We start from the raw sequence: 15,605 nt of genomic DNA on the forward strand, positions 1-15,605 counted from the left end.
ATTCACCCCCGTAAATTTTCGTCGATCAACGACAGCAAACCCTTGGCAAAACCTTCATCCTTCACGGCGATGCACACCCTGGCGGCCTTTCCGATGGCCCCTCCGAGCTGGTGCCGGTCTTTGAATATCCGATACGGAATATGATAATAATTGCATTTTTCTGCGATTCGGTTTCGCGTATTTTCAGAAGCGTCTTCGGATACGATGACAAGCTTGGCCCGCCGCCGCCTGATCTCGTTCAATACCGCCTCTTCCCCGGAAGCGATCTTTCCCGCCCGGTAAGCAAGCCCCAGCAAGGAAAACCATTTTTCTCCGGTCATCGGCCGGCCTGATTCTCCTTTTCCACCAGTTCCAGCAGCTCATCGTAAATCGATTCGTCCACCGGGACTTGCAGGTGGTGGGAAAGGACGTTTTTCTTTTTGGCCAGAAGGATGGCCTCCTTGTTTTTGGAAAGATAGGCGCCCCGGCCGGATTTTTTCCCCGTCGGGTCGATGGAAACCTCCCCTTCTTTGGAGCGGACGACGCGGATCATCTCTTTCTTCGGCTTCATTTCACCCGTCGCCACGCATTTTCTCATCGGTATTTTTTTCTGCTTGACCATTCCGTCTCACCCCTCACTCCTCCAAAATTTCGGAAGAATCGCCCTGCGTCGGGTCATGGGGCCCGATGTCCGACAGGTCCAGATCTTTGGAGAAGAGCGGTTCCTCCACCGGGTAGATCCCCAGCTTGCGGGCATCCGATTCGCTTTTAATATCAATCTTCCAGCCTGTCAATTTCGCAGCCAGACGGGCGTTTTGCCCCCGCTTGCCGATGGCGAGGGAGAGCTGGTAATCCGGGACGATGACGGTGCTGGATTTCTCCTCCTCATTGAGGATCACATCGAGCACTTTGGCGGGGCTTAAGGCATTGGCGATAAATTCCACCGGATCCTTCGACCATTTGACGATGTCGATTTTTTCCCCCTTCAGCTCATTGACGACCGCCTGCACCCGGATCCCCTTCGGCCCCACGCAGGATCCGACGGGATCGATGTCCGGGTTGTCGGAATGGACGGAGATCTTCGAACGGTCGCCCGCTTCCCTGGCCACCGATTTAATCTCCACAAGCCCGTCGAAAATTTCCGGCACTTCCAGTTCAAATAACCGTTTCAGCAGATTCGGGTGGGTGCGGGACACAAAGATCTGCGGCCCCTTCGTCGTCTTTTCCACCTTGGTGATATAAACCTTCAGCCTTTCGTTGTGGACGTATTGTTCGTTCGGCATCTGCTCGCTGGCCGGAAGGAGCCCCTCCGCCCGGCCCAGGTTCACGTAGACGAAACGGGCGTCCTTTCTCTGGACGATCCCGGTCATAATATCATCTTCCCGGTCGACGAATTCGTTGTAAATGATCCCTCTTTCCGCCTCCCGGACCCGCTGGGTGACGACCTGCTTCGCCGTCTGCGCGGCGATGCGGCCGAAATTTCTCGGCGTCACTTCCACTTCCACGATATCCCCCAGCTCGTAGTTGGGATCGATCTTCCTCGCTTCTTCCAGCGAGATTTCGAAGCGGTCATCCTTGACCTCTTCCACCACTTCTTTTCTTGCGTAGACATGCATCGTGCCCGTTTCCACATTGAAGTTGGTCCGGACGTTTTGCGCCTGGTTAAAATTTCTTTTATAGGCCGAAACCAAGGCGGCTTCGATCGCCTCGATCAAAATCTCCCGCGAGATTCCCTTTTCCTCTTCCAATCGGGCGATGGCATTCAGTATTTCGCTGCTCATTCCTGGGCATCCCCCTTACTCTTTTTTAAAATATGACCGCAAGCCTTCCGGATGCGATTTTATCATACGGGATTTGAACCGTTTTGGTTTTCCCGTTTTCCCGGATTTCCACCGTCAAAATGCGGTCGGAAAAACCGGTCAATCTTCCTTCGAAAACCCTTCCTCCCCCGATCGGTTCGTAGGTCTTGATCCAAACGTTTTTTCCGACCGCCCGTTCATAATCCCTTTCTTTTTTTAACGGCCGTTCCGCGCCCGGAGAAGAAACTTCCAAATAATAATGATGGGGAATCGGATCCGCCTCGTCGAGCTTTTGGCTCAATTTTTCGCTCACGATGGAACATTCTTCGATGTCGACGCCGTCTTCCTTGTCGATATATATCCGCAAAAACCAATTTTTTCCTTCTTTCACATACTCGATGTCCACAAGCTCCAAGCCCATTTCCTCCGCGATCGGCTCGGCGAGCCCGCGGACGATTTCCTTCACTTTGCTCATATCATCCCTCCAACTTTTTCCCCTTTTCCCGCTGTTTACAAACACGAAAGAGTGGGCGGCAACCCACTCTTTTCCATCGAGTAAATGTTAGTATTTCCATTTAGAATATACCATAATCACGGAAGGTTTGCAAACCGGAATCTTTTTTGGCCGGCGGAAGGGGCCTGCCCGGGGAAGAATTTGCGCATCCGGCTCCGCCCGTTTCGCGGCGGGAAAAGGTTTCGGGACGGGGCCCGTTTCTCCGAAAGGCATTGCCCGCCGCCCGTTTTTTGAAAAAGACCGGGACCGTCGGTTCGTGCCGCGGACGACCGGACCATTGCTTGCCGGCCCATGAAGGCCCTTCTCCTGTCCGGGAGCAGTTTACATAATATTATTACGGTCAAAATCACGGGAGCGGGACCGGGAAGACCGGCCGGCCCTCTCCATTCTCCGTTGCAGCCCGATGCGGGGAAAGCGCGGACCTAAAACAGCGAAAGCTGGTTGTGCTCCGGCAAGGACTGGAGGCAGCCGTGTTTCTCCAAATAATCCAAAATCGTCTTGGACACCTTCCCCCGCTGCTGCAAATCCTCCTTCGACAAAAAGGGGCCTTCTTTCCGCGCCCGGACGATGTTCATCGCGGCGCTCGACCCGAGCCCGGGGATGGCGGTGAAGGGCGCGAGGAGGCTGTTGCCGTCAATGAGAAATTTGGTCGCGTCGGAACGGTAGATGTCGACCATTTGGAAGGAATAGCCCCGTTCGCACATCTCCAGCGACACTTCCAAAACGGTCAGCAGATTTTTTTCCTTTTGCGAGGCGTCCGGGCCCTTCTGATTGATCTCTTTGATTTTCGCCCGGATGGCGTTGGAGCCGCGGACGACCGTATCCAAATCGATGTCTTCCGCCCGGACGGAAAAGTAGGTGGCGTAGAAAAGGAGCGGATGATGGACTTTGAAATAGGCAATCCGGACGGCCATCAGCACGTAAGCGGTGGCGTGGGCCTTCGGGAACATGTATTTGATCTTTTTGCAGGAATCGATATACCAGTCCGGAACCCCGTTCTTTTTCATCTCTTCTTCCATCTCCGCGGTCAGCCCTTTGCCTTTGCGCACCGACTCCATGATCTTGAAGGCGAGGGAAGGTTCCAGCCCCTTGTAAATCAGATAGACCATGATGTCGTCACGGCAGCCGATGACGTCCTTCAACGTGCAGATCCCTTTTTGAATGAGCTCCTGGGCGTTGCCGAGCCAGACGTCCGTCCCGTGGGAGAGGCCGGAAATCTGCACGAGTTCGGAAAAGGTGGTGGGCTTCGTTTCCTCCAGCATCTGCCGGACGAAGCGGGTGCCGAACTCGGGGATCCCGAGGGTGCCGGTTTTGCACATGATCTGCTCCTCCGTAACCCCCAAAGGTTCGGGGCTGCTGAATATCTTCATCACTTCCGGGTCATCCGTCGGGATCGTTTTCGGGTCGATGCCGCTTAAATCTTGCAACATGCGGATGACCGTCGGATCGTCGTGGCCGAGAATATCCAATTTCAGCAAATTGTCGTGGATGGAATGGAAATCAAAATGGGTCGTTTTCCATTCCGACTCCTGGTCGTCGGCCGGGTATTGGATCGGCGTGAAATCGTAAATTTCCATGTCGTTGGGAACGACGATGATCCCTCCCGGGTGCTGGCCCGTCGTCCGCTTGACGCCCGTCAGCCCTTGGGAAAGCCGGTCGATCTCCGCCTGGCGGAAATGCAAACCGCTGTCCTCGGCATACCCTTTGACAAAGCCGTAGGCGGTTTTGTCGGCGATGGTGCCGATCGTCCCCGCCCGGTACACCTTGTCCTCCCCGAACAGCTCCTTTGTGTAATTGTGGGCCTTCGCCTGATATTCGCCGGAAAAATTCAAATCGATATCCGGCACCTTGTCCCCTTTGAATCCCAAAAAGGTTTCAAAGGGAATGTCATGGCCGTCCTTTTTGTAGGGCGTTCCGCATTTCGGGCAGTTTTTGTCCGGCAGGTCGAACCCGCTTCCCACCGAACCGTCGTTGAAAAATTCCGAATGGGTGCAGTTCGGGCAGACATAATGGGGCGGAAGGGGGTTCACCTCGGTGATCTCCGTCATCGTCGCCACAAAGGACGAGCCGACGGAGCCCCGGGAACCGACCAGATAGCCGTCGTCCAGCGATTTTTTGACAAGCTTGTGGGAGATCAGGTAGATGACGGCGAACCCGTGGGTGATGATACTGTTCAGTTCCTTTTCCAGCCGGGCTTCCACGATTTCCGGAAGGGGGTCGCCGTAAATCTGTTTCGCCCGCTCGTAGCTCATCCGGCGGATTTCCTCCTCGGCCCCGGGGATCTTCGGGGTATAGAGGGCATCCTTGATCGGCTTGATCTCCTCAATCCGGTCGGCGATATCGTTCGGATTTTTGACGACGATCTCCTTCGCCTTCTCCTCGCCGAGGAAGGAAAAAGCATCCAGCATCTCGTCGGTGGTGCGGAAGTGCACATCGGGCAGTTCCTGCTTGTTCAACGGATTCCCGCTTTGCGAGGCGATGAGAATCTTCCGGTAAATTTTATCTTCGGGATTCAAATAATGGACATTGCCCGTCGCCGCCACGGGGATATTCAGTTTTTCCCCCAGCCGGACGATTTTCTTGATGATTTCTTCCAATTGTTTTTCGTTTTCGATTTGCTCCGTATCCAGCAAAGGGCGATAAACTTCCTTCGGGTGCACCTCCAGGTAGTCGTAAAATTTTGCGATCTCTTCCAGCTCTTCCAGCGGCTTCTGCATGGCGGCTTCAAACAATTCCCCTTTGTCGCAGCCGGAACCGACCAGGATCCCTTCCCGGTGCTCTTGCAGGACGGAACGGGGGATGCGGGGGACGCGGTAAAAATAATCCACATGGCTGAAGGAGACGAGCTTAAACAGGTTCTTCAGGCCGGTTTCGTTTTGCGCCAAAAGCGTGCAGTGAAAGGGCCGCGAGCGCTTGTAGCTCTGTTTGTCCTTCGCGATCTCGTTCAGCTCGTCGTGGAAACGGACCCCCTTGGCAAAGACATCTTTCAGCATGAGCAGAAGCAAATGGCCGGTCGCTTCCGCGTCGTAGATCGCCCGGTGATGCCGGGTCAGTTCCACGTTAAATTTCTTGGCCAGGGTGTTGAGCCGGTGGTTTTTCAGATCGGGATACAAAAAGCGCGCCAGCTCCAGGGTGTCGATGACCGGGTTGTCCACTTTGCCGCAGCCCAATTTTTTCATGCCGGCGTTCAAAAAGCCGATGTCAAAGGAAGCGTTGTGGGCGACGAGGACGGCATCCTTCGCCCATTGGGAAAACCGCTCCAGCACCGTCTCCGGATCGGGGGCGTCTTTCACCATCTCATCGGTGATGCCGGTCAGCTCGATCGTCGTCGGTGACAGGGGGTGTTTCGGGTTGGCGAAGGATTCAAACCGGTCAACGATCTCCCCGTTGGCGATTTTGACCGCCGCCAGTTCGATGATCGTATGGTACACGGCGGACAATCCGGTCGTCTCCACGTCAAACACGACATATTCCGCATTTTGCAGATCCAAATGTTTCGGATTGTAGGCGACGGGGACCCCGTCGTCGACGAGGTTGGCCTCCAGGCCGTACAGGATTTTGATCCCGTGTTTCTTCCCGGCCTGATAGGCTTCCGGGAAGGATTGGACGACGGAATGATCGGTGATGGCGATCGCTTTATGCCCCCATTTCTTCGCCTGCCGGACGAGGGATTCGACCGGGGAAACGGCGTCCATTTGGCTCATCGGGGTATGCAGGTGCAGCTCGACCCGTTTTTCCCCTTCCGCTCCGCCATCGGTTCTTTCCGGGGCTTTTATTTCCTGGAGATCGCTTGCGATCATGACCAGATCCCTGGAAAAGGCGTCGTTTTGGATGTTTCCCCGGGCCCTGACCCACATCCCTTTTTTCATCCGCCGGAACTTTTCCGCCTCTTCGTTGTCCCTGGAAAACATCTTGACCAGCAGGGAATCGGTGTAGTCGGTCATTTTCAGCTCCAGCAAAGTCCTCCCGGTCTTCAGCGCTTTTGTCTCGCAGGCGAAGACATAGCCTTCCACGGTGACCCGGCGTTCTTCCTCGGCGATTTCGTGCATCGATTTGATTTCCCCGTCCTGGATCGGATAGCCGATGACAAGGGGTCCGACATCCTCCCCTTCCTCCCTTTTTTCATTCCGGTTCATGGCTACCAATACGGCCTGTTTTACCCGCTCCTCGTCTTCCTTCCGCTTTTCTTCCAAAAATTTTTTGTATTCCTCGCTTTCTTCCGTAAACTGGTTGGAAACCTTGATGGTAAAAGGGGGAAATCCGTAAGATTGATAGTTTTCAACGATCAGCGGGACGTATTTTTTGAGCAGGGTGTTCGCTTCGGTATCGTTTCTGGCCCCGAGGACCAATTTCCCCCCTTCCATTTTCGGGGTTTGTTCGGACAGGAGCGAAAAAAGGGCCGGGGATATCCCGTCCAATTGCCGGACGCAGTGCATCCAGTAGGAGTTGAACAAAGGCAGGTCCCAGTCCCCCTTTTTCGCATGGACGGAAAAACTTACGTCGGCGATATGCTGAAAGGTTTCTTTCAGTCTGAAAAACAATTTTTCATAGGCGGGGAAGGGCAATATATGATCAAAGGAGAAAAGGAATTTCCATTTCCTCGTTTTTTTCTCCACGATCAACCGCTCGATCTCTCCGTTTTGCAAATGAGGGAAATCTTCGTCGTCCGCGAGCCGAAGCTGCTCCAACAACGTGCGGAACCGTTCGTTTTTCTCCATCCGTTTCTCCAACTGCAATCCCTCCAGCAGATAACCTTTTCCTTAAGTTATCATTATACCATAAAGAGAACCGGCCGGGCGTTTCTTCCGCGGAAGGATGGGAAGAAAGCCGTAAAAAGCGCCGGAGAAGGGCCGGGGCTGAAAGCCGGGCACGGGAGGGGGAGAGCCAAAGGGGCGCGGGCCGGCGGACGGGCCGAAGGCGAACCGGGAGGGCGACCGCCGGCGATCGCCGTCCGGCCGGAAAAGTTCCGGGGAAATTTTCGCAAAAGGAAAAGACCTCCGATGGAGGTCTAAATCCGTTCGAAGATCTCTTTCAATTGCGCAAAGACCCGGCTTCTTTCCGTTTCCCACATCTCGCCGCTTTTCCTCAGCTTGATTTCCACCAGGTCTTCCGCCGCCTTATTTCCGACCGTCAGGCGGACGGGGATGCCGATCAGATCGCTGTCGGCAAATTTCACGCCGGGCCGTTCTTTCCGGTCGTCATACAGCACCTCGAAGCCTTCGCGGCGGAGAAAATCGTAGAGTTCTTCCGCCATCTGTTTCTGTTTTTCGTCCCTTTCGTTGATCAGGATCAAATGGATATCGAAGGGGGCGACGGATTTCGGCCAAACGAGCCCCTTTTCGTCGCTCGTTTGTTCGGCGATGGCGCTGACCAGCCGGGAGATGCCGATCCCGTAGCAGCCCATGATCATCGGCCGTTCTTTTCCGTTTTCATCCAAAAAGACGGCCTTCATGGCGTCGCTGTAACGGGTGCCGAGCTTGAAAATATGCCCCACTTCCATCCCTTTCGTGAAGCGGATCGTCCCTTTTCCGTCCGGAGAAGGATCCCCCTCCTTGATAAACCGGATATCCGCATATTCCACGCCTTGGAAATCCCGCTCCGGATTGACGTTCACGAAATGGTAGCCTTCCTCGTTCGCTCCCGTGCATCCGTTGACGATATATTTGACGGCATGGTCGGCCACCACCTTCACCGGCTGTTCGTTTTTCATGGCCACCGGCCCCAGATTCCCGACGGGGCATTTCAATACTTCCTTTACCGCCTGTTCGCCGGCCAATTCCACCACTTGGGCGTCAAAGAAGTTTTTCAGCTTCACGTCGTTGACTTCATGGTCGCCGCGGACGAGCGCCAGGACGTAATGCCCGTCGACGGTGAACAAAAGGGATTTGATGCAGCGTTCGGGGGAAACTTGCAAAAATGCCGCGACCTCTTCAATCGTTTTCCGGTCGCCGGTAAATCTTTTTTCCAGCGGCCGTTCTTCCTCGTCCGGCTTCTCGTATGCCGCCGCCGCTTCCGCCATTTCAATGTTCGCCGCGTAATCGGAACCGTCGGAATAAGCGATCGTATCCTCGCCGACTTCCGACAAGACCATGAATTCGTGGGTGCCCTTTCCGCCGATGGCCCCCGAGTCGGCGATGACGGCCCGGAAATTCAATCCCAGGCGGGTGAAGATCCGGGTATAGGCCTCATACATTTTATCGTATACTTCATCGAGGCTTTCCCTGTCCGCATGGAAGGAATAAGCGTCCTTCATGACGAACTCCCTGCCGCGGAGCAGCCCGAACCGCGGCCGCTTCTCATCCCGGAATTTCGTCTGAATCTGGTAAAGGATGAGGGGGAGCTTTTTATAGCTTTTTACCTCGTCCCGGACGAGCTTGGTAATCACTTCTTCGTGGGTGGGTCCCAAGAGGAAATCCCGCTCATGCCGGTCTTTCAGCCTCATCAGATCGGGGCCGTACGTCTCCCACCGGCCCGATTCCTGCCAGAGTTCGGCGGGATTGAGGGCCGGCATCAGCAATTCCACGGCGCCGATCCGGTCCATCTCTTCGCGGACGATCTTCTCGATCTTCTGCAGCACCCGGATGCCGAGGGGGAGGAAAGTGTAGATCCCGCTGGCCAACTGACGGATATAACCGGCCCTGAGCAGCAGCTGGTGGCTCTTAATCTCCGCGTCCTGGGGCGTTTCCCTGAGGGTAGGGATAAAACTTGCACTTTGCCGCATATGCTTCACCTCGTACACCTTCGGTATTTATCAAAGGAAAAATCGCTGGATGTCATTCCAGGTCACCATCAGCATGAGAAGCATCAGGAGCGCCAATCCGATAAAATGGACCAGGCCTTCCTTCTGCTTGTCGATCGGTTTTCCCCGGATCAGTTCGATGGCGAAAAACAGCAGCCTTCCCCCGTCCAGCGCGGGAAAGGGAAGAAGGTTCACGATCCCCAAATTGATGCTCAAAAGCGCCGTCCAACGCAGCAGATAATAGAATCCGGCCTTCGCCACTTCCTCCGTCGAAGCGTAGATGCCGACGGGACCGGAAAGCATGTCGAAGGAGAAATGGCCAAAGATCAAATCTCCCAATATGACGAAGATCTGCTTGATCCAGAAATAGGTTTCCGCAAGCCCGTAAGTAAAGGCTTTGACCGGCGATTTTTCAACGGGATTGTAAACGCCGATCAGCCCGTACGTTTCCCCGTTTTCCTCATGCTTTTCCGGGACGACCGGAACGGTCAGCTCTTTTCCGTCGCGCACGATTTGAAATTCCAGGGTTTTTTCCGGATTGGCCCGGATCTTTTCAACCACGTCCCGCCAGGTGGAAACCTCTTCCCCGTCGATGGATAAAACCAGGTCTCCCTCCTTCAGGCCGGCCTTAAGGGCCGCCCCGTCTTCCGTCACTTTCCCCAGCACCGGGTCGTTGGAAGGCACCCCCTGCAGCAGCCCGATCAGCATAAACACGAGGAAGGCCAGAAGAAAGTTGAACAAAGGCCCGGCAAAAATGGTCAACGCCCGTTTGCCGAGGCTTTTCGAGGAGAACTGGCGGTCGAGGGGTGCGATTTGGATCTCCTGCCCGTAATCTACGACGACCGCCTCACGGTCGACTTCATAGGTTTTCAACCGGTCGTCATCTTCGCTTTCATAGCCGCGGATAAACAGCTCGCGTTCAATATCCGCCTCCGCGATTTCCAGCAGCCGGGCACCGGGGTATTTGTCCTTGCCGCTGACGATGATCTTTTTTACCTTCTCCTCCCCGTTGAACAACAAACCGACTCTCAAACCCGGTTTCAATTCGATGACTTCCGGGTCCTCCCCGGCCATCCGCACGTACCCGCCGATGGGAAGCAGGCGGATCGTATAGAGGGTTTCCCCTTTTTTCACGGCGAAGATCTTCGGGCCGAAACCGATGGCAAACTCCCGGCAAAGAATGCCGGCCCTTTTCGCGAAGAGGAAATGGCCGAATTCATGAAAAAACACAAGGACGCCAAATACAGCAAGAAATTGGAGGATCGTGCTCAACGTTTCCATGTGAACCCACCTTTTCCGTTCAATTCTTTAAGAAGCTCCGGACCAGGGCCCGGGTTTCTTTATCCGCTTCCAGCACCGCTTCCAGGGTGGGGTCAGGAATCGGTTCATGCTGTTCCATCGCCCTTTCCACCCATTCTTCAATCGCCAAAAAGGGAATTTTCCCTTCGAGGAAACTTTGAACCGCCTCCTCGTTGGCCGCATTAAGCACGGCCGGCATCGTGCCCCCCGTCCTTCCCGCCTCATAGGCCATCCTTAAACAGCGAAACCGGTCGAAGTCCATCTCGGAAAAATGCAGTACGCCGAGCTTTGCCAGGTCGAGCCGTTCCGCCTGCAGGGGCAGGCGGTCGGGATAGGTCAAGGCGTACTGGATCGGAATGCGCATATCCGGGGTCCCCAGCTGGGCGATGATGGAACCGTCATGGAACTGCACCATCGAATGCACCGTGCTTTCGCGGTGGAGCAACACGGCAATTTTGTCGTACGGGAGGTCAAAAAGCCAACGGGCTTCAATGACCTCCATCCCTTTGTTCATCATCGTGGCGGAGTCGACGGTGATCTTCGCGCCCATCGACCAATTGGGGTGCTTGAGCGCGTCTTCGACGGTAACATCGGCCAGTTCCTCCCTTTTTTTGTCCCGGAAACTTCCGCCGGATGCTGTTAAAATGATCTTTTCGATATTTTTCCGCCTTTCGCCTTGCAGCGCCTGGAAAATGGCCGAATGTTCGCTGTCCACCGGAATGATCGGGACCCGGCGTTCCTCCGCCTTTTTCATCACGATATGTCCCGCGGTCACCAACGTTTCTTTATTCGCCAGGGCGACGCGTTTTCCTGCTTCAATGGCCCGGATCGTCGGAACGATGCCGACGGCGCCCGATATCCCGTTGAGGAAGATCTCCCCCTCGGAAAACGCGGCCACCTCCGCCAATCCTTCTTCGCCGTAGTAGAATTTGATCCGATGGCCGTATTCGCTTTTCAATCGCTCGCAATCCTCTTTTCTTTGCACCGACACGACCTTCGGTTGGCAAGCATCGATGATCTTCCTGGCCAAGGGGATATTTTTCCCAACGGACATGGCCGAAAGCCGGAAATGCCCGGGATGGGCTTGTATGACCTCGATCGCCTGCCTGCCGACCGATCCCGTCGCTCCCAACAGATTGATCCCTGTCACGTCCACTCAACTCCCAACCATATTCACCAAATCAGAAAAAAATGCAGAAAAGGCATCACGAACAACCAGCTGTCCACCCGGTCCAAGATGCCCCCGTGGCCGGGCAGAATATTCCCCGAATCCTTCACATGATATGCCCTTTTCAAAGCGGACTCGACCAGATCGCCGATTTGGCCGATGACCGACAAAAGGAAGGCGGTCAAGACGGTTTGGAAGAACCCCATGTCCCATCCGGGAAAAAAATAAAAGGCGGCGCCGACGAGAAGCGCGCATAGGGTCCCTCCGGCGGATCCTTCCACCGTCTTTTTCGGGCTGACTTCCGGCCAAAGCTTCCTTTTCCCGAAGGAGCGGCCGAAAAAATAGGCACCGCTATCCGTCGCCCAGATGACAAAAAGGGCATAGAGGAAAAGATCCAGTCCCGCCGCGCGGATTTCCATCATGTAATAAAAACCGATGCCCAAATAAAATACGGTCAGAAGGCAGAAGCCGATCGTTTCGTAGGGCACTTCGTTTTTCGTCGCCACGGTTATCATCAGCAAAACGAAGATCAGGGCAAACAAATATTCCTCCTTCGCCAATCCCGCGGAGGCGAAGAAACGGCCGTATTCGGAAGGGATTAAAAAAAGCCATAAAATCATTACGGATAAAAGGGCCTGACGGGATAAGGCCGGTACTTTTTTCATCCTCATGATCTCAAAAAAGGCGATGGTCGCCATCAAATAGATGAGCAGGACGAACGGAAGCCCCCCGATGAGGACGAGGGGAAGAAAGAGCAGCGCGGCGACCAGGCCGGTAACGATTCTTTGCTTCATTCACCATTCCTCGCTTCATATTCCACCGAATCGTCTGGAACGTTTTTGGTATTCCTCCAGCGCGTCCAAAAAACAATGTTCATCAAAATCCGGCCAATAGGCGTCCGTAAACCAAAATTCGGTATAGGCCATCTGCCAGAGCATGAAATTGCTCAGGCGGAGCTCCCCGCTCGTGCGGATGAGCAAATCCGGATCCCCCAATTGGCGGGTCATCAGATAGGACGAAAACCTTTCCTCGTCCAGCTGATCGAGGGACAATTTCCCGAGATTCACATCCCGGACGATCCCCTTGACGGCGGAGAGGATTTCCGATCTCCCGCCGTAATTGAGGGCGAAATTCAAAATCATCCCGTCGTTGTCTTTCGTGTCCTCCATCGCCTTTCTCACGGCGCGTTGGGTATGGGGCGGAAGGCTGTCAAAGTCCCCGATCATCTGAACCCGCACGTTTTTCTCCACCAGTTCGGGCAAATAGGTCCCGAGAAATTCTTCCGGGAGCTTCATCAAATATTCCACTTCTTTTTTCGGCCTCTTCCAATTTTCCGTGGAAAAGGCATATAATGTCAACACTTTGATGTTCAATTTGTCGGCGATGATCGTGATTTTCCGGACGACCTTCATCCCCTCGTGGTGCCCGGCCACCCGCGGAAGGGAACGTTTTTTCGCCCATCGGCCGTTCCCGTCCATAATGATGGCCACATGGGCCGGGACGTTCTCTTTTTTTATCTTTTCGATCCGTTCCTCAAGGGAAGGGACCGCAGGATGATTGCGGAAAAAAAACGGTTTTACCATGGTCCATCCTCCAGTGACTGATGTGAACAGCCAGGGATAAGATCCTTGCCTCCAATTTTATTGCTTATAAGTTAAAAAATAGCACAAATGAAGGCGGATTGCACATGTTTTTGTGAAAAACCCGGGGGAAAATTCCGGAAAGAAAGCAAGGGACGCCTTGGCGGAAAATAAGGAAAAACCCTCCGTTGCCGGAGGGGGGAAAGCTAAACTTCGATGATTTCCTTTTCCTTTTCTTTTGTAAGATTGTCGATTTTTTTAATGTATTCGTCCGTCAGCTCCTGAATTTCGTCGATGAATCCGTGCAGCTCGTCTTCGGTGATTTCGCCCTGTTTTTCCAACTTCTTCAATTCGTCATTGGCATCCCGGCGGATGTTGCGGATCGCCACCTTCGCTTCTTCCGATTCCTTTTTTACAATTTTTACCAATTCACGGCGTCTTTCTTCCGTCAAAGGCGGGATGACGATGCGGATTACGCTGCCGTCGCTGGTCGGCGTAACGCCGAGATCGGATTTTAAGATCGCCTTTTCCATGTCGCTGACGACCGATTTGTCATAGGGTTGGACAACGAGCAGGCGCGGCTCGGGAACGGAGATGGACGCCAATTGATTGATCGGCGTGGGAACGCCGTAATAGTCGACCGTCACTTTGTCGAGCAACGCGCTGTTTGCCCGGCCGGCACGGATCGTAGCCAATTCCTTCGTGAAGACCTGAACGGCCTTCGACATCTTTTCCTTTGCCGTGGCAATGACCTGTTTACCCATATCATTTCCCCCTAACGATTGTTCCTATTTTTTCGCCCATAACAGCCCGTTTAATGTTCCCTTCTTCCGTAATGGAAAAAACGATGAGCGGAATGTCGTTGTCCATGCACAGGGAAGAAGCGGTGGAATCCATCACCTGCAAACCGTCTTTGATCAAATCCAAGTAGGATAATTCCTGCAATTTTTTGGCGTTTTTATCCACCTTCGGATCCGCCGTGTAGACCCCGTCCACGTTATTCTTCGCCATCAGAATGACTTCCGCTTCGATTTCGGCCGCCCGCAAAGCGGCGGTCGTGTCCGTGGAAAAATAGGGATTGCCTGTCCCGCCGGCGAAGATGACGACCCGTTTCTTTTCCAAATGGCGGATCGCCCGGCGGCGGATGTAAGGTTCTGCCACCTGGCGCATCTCGATGGAGGTTTGCACCCGGGTTTCGATGCCGAACTGCTCCAGGCTGTCCTGCAAAGCCAGGGAATTCATCACCGTCGCCAGCATGCCCATGTAATCTGCGGTCGCCCGGTCCATGCCCATTTCGCTGCCGGTCTTTCCCCGCCAAATGTTGCCGCCGCCGACGACGACCGCGACTTCCACGCCGAGCTCGGCGACTTCCTTAATCTGCCTGGCGATCGATTTGATAACGGCGGGGTTGATGCCGAACCCTTCATCCCCCGCCAGCGCTTCTCCGCTCAGCTTCAGTACGATTCGTTTATACTTTGGACTCGTCATGATTACCCCCGTGTCGTGTAAAGGTTAGAAACGCAGCTGCAAAGAAGGTGAAAAAGAGGTTGACAGAGACGAAGACCTCTTCACTCATTTATCAGATTAACGGGTCATCGATTATCGTGTCAACCTCCATTCAAATCAGCCTTTATTTATTTTTCAACTGATTCATGACTTCTTCGGCAAAATTGTCCGACCGTTTTTCCAATCCTTCGCCGACCTCGAAGCGGACAAAGTCTTTGATCGTCGCCTGATGGGATTTGAGGAATTGTTCCACCGTTTGGTCGGGATTTTTGACGAAGGCTTGTTCCAACAGGCAGATGTCTTCAAAAAACTTGTTCAAGCGGCCTTCCACGATCCTCTCCACGATCTTTTCCGGTTTGCCTTCGTTCAACGCCTGTTGGGTGAGCACTTCCCTTTCCCGGTCGATTTCTTCTTTGGTGACCATGTCCCGGGAGATATACTTCGGGTTCAATGCGGCGATGTGCATGGCGACATCCTTCGCCACCGATTCATCCTTCGTTCCTTCCAATACGGTCAATACCCCGATTTTGCTTCCCAGATGCAAGTAGGCGCCGAAGGCGTCATTGTCGCCTTTGCTGCGGATGGCAAAACGGCGGAGGGTGATTTTTTCGCCGATCTTGGCGACGGCGGAATGGATGTATTCGGAGACGGTTTGTCCGTTATCCATTTTCAATTCCAGCGCTTCTTCCACCGTTGCCGGTTTTTGCGCAAGCAAAACCGCCGCCAATTCTTCCACCAGTCGCTTGAACGTTTCGTTTTTCGCCACGAAGTCGGTTTCCGAGTTCACTTCCAAAATGACCGCATCGTTGCCGTCCGTCAAAATATGGGCGACCCCTTCCGCGGCGATTCGGTCCGCCTTCTTCTGGGCCTTGGCAATGCCCTTTTCCCGCAGGTAATCGATCGCTTTCTCCATATCGCCCCCGGTTTCCTGCAGCGCTTTTTTGCAATCCATCATTCCCGCGCCGGTCTTTTCCCGGAGTTCTTTCACCATTTGAGCAGTAATTGCCATCTTAAAATCCTC

13 protein-coding genes are annotated in these 15,605 nt (G+C 54.1%); all 13 read right to left on the bottom strand.

All coding sequences use genetic code 11. From position 1 onward, the window contains the following. Positions 1-2 precede the first annotated feature (2 nt). Positions 3-320, bottom strand: coding sequence for a YlxQ family RNA-binding protein (locus A3EQ_RS0116260; RefSeq protein ID WP_020156210.1), 318 nt, complete (start codon positions 318-320; stop codon positions 3-5). Continuing rightward, entirely contained in the window at positions 317-601 is a 285-nt protein-coding gene (rnpM, locus tag A3EQ_RS0116265) for an RNase P modulator RnpM (RefSeq protein ID WP_020156211.1), read from the bottom strand. Before rnpM ends, A3EQ_RS0116260 begins: the two co-directional genes overlap by 4 nt. 13 nt (positions 602-614) lie before the next feature. Next, positions 615-1,760: a transcription termination factor NusA gene (nusA, locus tag A3EQ_RS0116270; protein ID WP_020156212.1), complete on the bottom strand. Its 1,146-nt coding sequence runs from the start codon at positions 1,758-1,760 to the stop codon at positions 615-617. Between the two features lie 25 nt (positions 1,761-1,785). Continuing rightward, positions 1,786-2,253 carry a ribosome maturation factor RimP gene (gene rimP / locus A3EQ_RS0116275; RefSeq protein ID WP_020156213.1) on the bottom strand — a complete coding sequence of 156 codons (468 nt, stop codon included), beginning with the start codon at positions 2,251-2,253 and terminating at the stop codon, positions 1,786-1,788. Between the two features lie 461 nt (positions 2,254-2,714). Further along, positions 2,715-7,010 (bottom strand): PolC-type DNA polymerase III, encoded by a 4,296-nt coding sequence (locus A3EQ_RS0116285; RefSeq protein ID WP_026500028.1) that lies wholly within the window; start codon positions 7,008-7,010, stop codon positions 2,715-2,717. A gap of 290 nt (positions 7,011-7,300) precedes the next feature. Further along, the gene (locus tag A3EQ_RS0116295; protein ID WP_026500030.1) at positions 7,301-9,013 is read right to left on the bottom strand and encodes a proline--tRNA ligase; all 1,713 of its coding nucleotides are present in this window, start codon (positions 9,011-9,013) and stop codon (positions 7,301-7,303) included. A 30-nt stretch (positions 9,014-9,043) separates the two neighbouring features. Beyond that, positions 9,044-10,303 carry an RIP metalloprotease RseP gene (rseP, locus tag A3EQ_RS0116300; protein WP_026500031.1) on the bottom strand — a complete coding sequence of 420 codons (1,260 nt, stop codon included), beginning with the start codon at positions 10,301-10,303 and terminating at the stop codon, positions 9,044-9,046. Between the two features lie 28 nt (positions 10,304-10,331). Further along, positions 10,332-11,480 (bottom strand): 1-deoxy-D-xylulose-5-phosphate reductoisomerase, encoded by a 1,149-nt coding sequence (locus A3EQ_RS0116305; RefSeq protein WP_026500032.1) that lies wholly within the window; start codon positions 11,478-11,480, stop codon positions 10,332-10,334. A gap of 23 nt (positions 11,481-11,503) precedes the next feature. Then, complete coding sequence (locus A3EQ_RS0116310) at positions 11,504-12,292, bottom strand: phosphatidate cytidylyltransferase (protein ID WP_020156220.1); 789 nt, start codon at positions 12,290-12,292, stop codon at positions 11,504-11,506. Positions 12,293-12,307: 15 nt separating this feature from the next. Then, positions 12,308-13,081 carry an isoprenyl transferase gene (locus A3EQ_RS0116315; protein WP_020156221.1) on the bottom strand — a complete coding sequence of 258 codons (774 nt, stop codon included), beginning with the start codon at positions 13,079-13,081 and terminating at the stop codon, positions 12,308-12,310. Positions 13,082-13,284: 203 nt separating this feature from the next. Further along, entirely contained in the window at positions 13,285-13,842 is a 558-nt protein-coding gene (frr, locus tag A3EQ_RS0116325) for a ribosome recycling factor (RefSeq protein WP_020156223.1), read from the bottom strand. A 1-nt stretch (position 13,843) separates the two neighbouring features. Then, positions 13,844-14,566: a UMP kinase gene (pyrH, locus tag A3EQ_RS0116330; protein ID WP_020156224.1), complete on the bottom strand. Its 723-nt coding sequence runs from the start codon at positions 14,564-14,566 to the stop codon at positions 13,844-13,846. Between the two features lie 142 nt (positions 14,567-14,708). Continuing rightward, the gene (gene tsf, locus A3EQ_RS0116335) at positions 14,709-15,593 is read right to left on the bottom strand and encodes a translation elongation factor Ts (protein WP_026500033.1); all 885 of its coding nucleotides are present in this window, start codon (positions 15,591-15,593) and stop codon (positions 14,709-14,711) included. Positions 15,594-15,605: the final 12 nt, after the last annotated feature.

This window comes from Caldibacillus debilis DSM 16016, from assembly GCF_000383875.1.
Classification (GTDB): Bacteria; Bacillota; Bacilli; order Bacillales; family Caldibacillaceae; genus Caldibacillus; species Caldibacillus debilis.